This window comes from Haemophilus sp. HMSC071C11 (assembly GCF_001837655.1).
In the GTDB taxonomy this organism is placed as follows: Bacteria; Pseudomonadota; Gammaproteobacteria; order Enterobacterales; family Pasteurellaceae; genus Haemophilus; species Haemophilus influenzae.
This window is the reverse complement of the sequence record NZ_KV833449.1, coordinates 21870-26565: the sequence shown is the minus strand read 5'-3', so window position 1 is coordinate 26565 and position 4696 is coordinate 21870. Positions and strand designations below refer to the sequence as shown.

Genomic DNA, 4696 nt, shown 5'->3' with positions numbered 1-4696 from the left:
TTCCCCTAGATTATTTATTTAACCGCAGGTAACTATAATAAATAAAAAATCCGCACAAAGGCGGACTTTTTTTTATCGTAAACAAATTATTTCTTTAAGGCTAATACTACTGATTCTCCAGCCACTACTTCGCCTGATTTTTTTACGATACAAGAAATTTCATCCATATTTGAAATTACGATTGGTGTTAAGACAGATTTTGCTTTTGATTCTAATAAAGGAAGATCAAATTCAATCACGGTATCACCACGCTTAATAGATTGACCTTCTTGTGCAATACGAGTAAAGCCTTCGCCTTTCAACTCAACAGTATCAATACCAAAGTGTACAAATAATTCTACGCCTTCTTTTGATTCCATTGAAAAAGCGTGATTGGTTTCAAAAATTTTACCAATCACACCATCCACTGGCGCAACGATTTTGTTACCAATAGGACGAACAGCAATACCATCGCCAACGATTTTTTCAGAGAAAACCACATCAGGAACATCTTCAATATTAACGATCTCGCCAGAGATCGGTGCATAAATTTCAACTTCCACAGATTTGTTTTCTTTTGAACCAAATAACTTGTCAAATAAGCCCATTTTAATCTCCTATCCATTCAAGATGGATGCTATTTTAACGTAAAATCAAATACTTTTGTTTAATTTAATGAATTTTCCAGCAAAAATTCTTCAATTAATTGATCAATTTCTGCAGCGGTCGGTTTTTGTAATGCGGCATCAGCAAGCGCTTTTGCATCTTGGAAATTTACATTACGGATTAATTTTTTAATGCGAGGTACAGAAATCGCACTCATGCTAAATTCATCTAATCCCATACCAAGTAACAATAAAGTCGCGCGTTCATCCCCTGCTAATTCCCCACACATTCCCGTCCATTTTCCTTCTGTGTGAGAGGCATCAATCACTTGTTTAATTAAACCAAGCACAGAAGGGTGCATTGGATTATAAAGATGGGAAATAAACTCATTACCGCGATCTACAGCCAAAGTATATTGAGTTAAATCATTAGTTCCGATACTAAAGAAATCTACTTCTTTTGCTAAAAATTTTGCATTTACCGCCGCAGAGGGAGTTTCAACCATGACACCCACTTGTATGTTATTATCAAAAACTCTCCCTTCTTCACGTAATTCCGCCTTTAATGTTTCAATAACCGCTTTTAATTCTCGAATTTCTTCTACCGAAATAATCATCGGGAACATCACTGCCAATTTACCAAAAGCTGAAGCACGCAATACCGCACGTAATTGTGCATTTAAAATTTCACGACGATCTAACGCAATGCGAATTGCACGCCATCCCAAGAATGGATTCATTTCTTTTGGTAAATCTAAATATGAAAGCTCTTTATCGCCGCCAATATCCATCGTACGAAGCACAGTTAAGCGTCCGTTCATTGCTTCTACCACTTGTTTATAGGCAATAAATTGTTCTTCTTCTGTGGGAAGCTGTTCACGATCCATAAATAAAAATTCAGTTCGGTATAGCCCAATCCCTTCCGCTCCATTACGTTCTGCGCCGTCACAATCACGAATCGTCCCGATATTCGCGACGATATCAACCTTATGTCCATCCAATGTAATAGCTGGAAGATCTTTTAATTTAGCTAACTCTGCTTTTTCCTCAGAAATTTTCGCTTCAAGTGCTTTTAATTCATCAATTTGAGATGCCGTTGGATTAATATAAACTTGATTATTTATCGCATCTAAAATTAAGTAATCGCCCGTATTGACTAATTTAGTCACTTTATTTGTGCCGACAATCGCTGGCAATTCTAAAGAACGTGCCATAATCGAAGTATGGGAAGTTCTGCCACCAATATCAGTGACAACCCCTAATACTTTTTCGAGATTAAGTTGGGCGGTTTCTGAGGGAGTCAGATCATAAGCAACAAGAATAGATTCTTCCTGAATATCGCCAAGATCAACAATGTGCATGCCCAAAATATTTTTAACTAAACGGTTAGCAATATCCCGAATATCGCCTGCACGTTCTTTCAAATATTCATCATCAATTTCAGATAACATTGTCACTTGTTGATCTAAAATTTTACTCGCTGCAACCCCTGCATTCACTTTATTTGAACGAAGATAATCAAGAATTTCTTCTTCTAATTCTTCATCCTCAAGAATCATCAAGTGACCTTCAAAGATTGCGGCTTTTTCCTCGCCTAAAGAAATTAATGCACGTTCTCTAATTGAATTAAGTTGTTCTACCGCCGCAGCACGCCCTTCATAAAATCGAGCAACTTCTTCATCAATTTGATCATCTGTAATTTTTTGCGTATCAAGAACAATCTTTTCTTCTTTAAGAACAAGTGCCTTACCAAAGGCAATACCTGGGGATGCGAGAATGCCAGAAATCATAGATACCTTCCGAAACAATTAACAAAGTAATAAATAAACAATAGCCATAAAATTTCACAATTTTATGGCTAAGTAAGAATTATTCTAAAGTAGGAATTAACGCAACTAAATGTTCAACTGCCTGTTGCTCGTCTTCTCCATCAGCAGAAATGGTAAGTATTGTTCCCTGCGTTAAAACTAATGTTTGCAACTTAAATAAGCTCTTTGCACTTGCACTTTTCCCCCCTGAGGTTACTGTAATTTCAGAAGAAAATGCTTTCGCTTCTTTCACAAATTGTGCAGCAGGGCGCGTGTGTAAACCGTTTGGTGCAATAATTTCCACATCTTTTGAATACATAATGCTACCTCGACTAATCAATAATTAAAAATATAAAACCAGAAAATTGCCCTAGTATCCTTTTTCAAAACAAAATAATCAAGAATAAACACTAAAAAGCCTGAATTAAATCATAAAAATAAGCTAAATAGTTTATTTATTATTCACAATCTCAATCGTTAAACTAATGAAAAATGACGTTGTGATTTTGTTTCACTTAAACTTTCAATTAATCGATGATAGCTATCATAACGAACAGGCGAAATTTTGCCTTGCTCAACGGCTTCACGCAACGCACATCCGGGGTCGCTCAAATGTTTACAATCACGGAATTTACAGGTGCCCAAAACATATTGAAATTCTCGATAGCCTTTTGTGATTTGCTCTGCATCTAAATGCCAAAGGCCAAATTCTCTAATTCCGGGCGAATCAATTAAATTACCGCCTTGTGGCAAATGGTAAAGACGTGACGATGTCGTGGTATGCTGCCCTAAGCCTGATGTTTCGCTCACATCCCCTACTTGAGCGTTTACGCTAGGCAAAATATGATTAATTAAACTCGATTTACCAACACCAGATTGCCCAACAAAAATCGCCGTGCCTTGTGCCAAAAGTGCGGTCAATTTTTCCATATTTTCACCGCTCTTTGCTGAAATCATTAAAATTTCATAGCCAATATCTTGGTAAATTTTAAGTTGGTCTTCAATTTCTTGACGCTGTTCTTGTGCCAATAAATCCACTTTATTCAAAACAATGAGAGGCGTGATTCCCGCAATTTCACACACAACAAGATAACGATCGATAATATTTAAGGAAAGCGTTGGCAACACCGCTGATACAATAATAATACGATCAATATTCGCCGCAATAGGTTTCAAACCATCATAATAATCAGGGCGGGAAATTTCATTTTCTCGGGGATGGATCGCCTCAATCACGCCACTCACACCTTGTAATTGTTCATTGCCTTTACGCCAAACAACTTTATCTCCCACCACCAAACTCGACAAGGTACGACGCAAATTACAACGATAAATTTCGCCTTGTTCATTTTCGACATCTGCGTGAATAGAATAACGTGTGACCACAACGCCTTCTTGTGATTCGCCAAGCATTTCATCTGACCATTCAATGTCTTTTTTCTTATGGCGATGTAATGTTTTCGCATTATTCGATTGAATTCTTCTAGTTTGGTTTTGAGTTAATTTACGTTTAGCCATAAAAGTGCGGTCGTTTTTTCCCTTGTTTTTGGTAAAATGAAAAAAATTTTTGCATAGGATACCTGATATTATGCCATTCGATAAACAAAATCTTATTTGGATTGATTTAGAAATGACCGGTTTAGATCCGGAAAAAGAACGTATTATTGAAATTGCGACTATTGTGACAGATAAAAATTTAAATATTTTGGCAGAGGGCCCAGTATTAGCGGTTCATCAGTCTGATGAATTACTCAATAAAATGAATGATTGGTGCCAAAAAACGCATAGTGAAAACGGCTTAATTGAACGCGTAAAAGCCAGCAAACTTACCGAACGAGCAGCAGAATTACAAACCTTAGACTTTTTAAAAAAGTGGGTTCCCAAAGGTGCATCGCCAATTTGCGGTAACAGCATTGCCCAAGATAAACGCTTCTTAGTGAAATATATGCCAGATTTAGCCGATTATTTTCATTATCGCCATTTAGACGTGAGCACATTAAAAGAACTTGCTGCACGTTGGAAACCTGAAATTTTAGAAGGCTTTAAAAAAGAGAATACGCATTTAGCGCTAGATGACATTCGAGAATCCATTAAAGAGCTGGCTTATTATCGCGAACACTTCATGAAATTAGATTGACGAAAACTTCAACAAAAAATTTCTTTTTATGAAATTGCCCTTGCAAGCCCTAAAAATATTTGTATAATTCGGGCTCATTCACTGATGTGAACTGCGGGAATAGCTCAGTTGGTAGAGCACAACCTTGCCAAGGTTGGGGTCGCGAGTTCGAGCCTCGTTTCCCGCTC

Annotated in this window: 5 protein-coding genes and 1 tRNA gene; 2 read left to right on the top strand and 4 right to left on the bottom strand. The window is 37.1% G+C overall.

All coding sequences use genetic code 11. The features are described from left to right. Positions 1-86: 86 nt before the first annotated feature. From crr to rsgA, 4 genes are all read right to left on the bottom strand, one after another. A complete protein-coding gene (gene crr / locus HMPREF2644_RS07955) occupies positions 87-587 on the bottom strand; it encodes a PTS glucose transporter subunit IIA (protein WP_011272759.1) in 501 nt (166 codons plus the stop codon). Between the two features lie 59 nt (positions 588-646). Continuing rightward, entirely contained in the window at positions 647-2374 is a 1728-nt protein-coding gene (gene ptsI / locus HMPREF2644_RS07950; RefSeq protein WP_011272760.1) for a phosphoenolpyruvate-protein phosphotransferase PtsI, read from the bottom strand. A 79-nt stretch (positions 2375-2453) separates the two neighbouring features. Further along, positions 2454-2711: a phosphocarrier protein Hpr gene (ptsH, locus tag HMPREF2644_RS07945; RefSeq protein ID WP_011272761.1), complete on the bottom strand. Its 258-nt coding sequence runs from the start codon at positions 2709-2711 to the stop codon at positions 2454-2456. A gap of 158 nt (positions 2712-2869) precedes the next feature. After that, complete coding sequence (gene rsgA / locus HMPREF2644_RS07940; RefSeq protein WP_011272762.1) at positions 2870-3910, bottom strand: small ribosomal subunit biogenesis GTPase RsgA; 1041 nt, start codon at positions 3908-3910, stop codon at positions 2870-2872. 70 nt (positions 3911-3980) lie between these two features. Between rsgA and orn the strand changes: the two genes are divergently transcribed. Further along, positions 3981-4529: an oligoribonuclease gene (gene orn, locus HMPREF2644_RS07935; RefSeq protein ID WP_009500975.1), complete on the top strand. Its 549-nt coding sequence runs from the start codon at positions 3981-3983 to the stop codon at positions 4527-4529. Positions 4530-4622: 93 nt separating this feature from the next. Further along, a tRNA-Gly gene (locus HMPREF2644_RS07930) sits at positions 4623-4695 on the top strand. Position 4696 lies beyond the last annotated feature (1 nt).

Coding starts and splice junctions, on each gene's coding strand:
- orn (WP_009500975.1), top strand. CDS start 3,981: ATGCCATTCGATAAACAAAATCTTATTTGGATTGATTTAGAAATGACC.
- rsgA (WP_011272762.1), bottom strand. CDS start 3,910: ATGGCTAAACGTAAATTAACTCAAAACCAAACTAGAAGAATTCAATCG.
- ptsH (WP_011272761.1), bottom strand. CDS start 2,711: ATGTATTCAAAAGATGTGGAAATTATTGCACCAAACGGTTTACACACG.
- ptsI (WP_011272760.1), bottom strand. CDS start 2,374: ATGATTTCTGGCATTCTCGCATCCCCAGGTATTGCCTTTGGTAAGGCA.
- crr (WP_011272759.1), bottom strand. CDS start 587: ATGGGCTTATTTGACAAGTTATTTGGTTCAAAAGAAAACAAATCTGTG.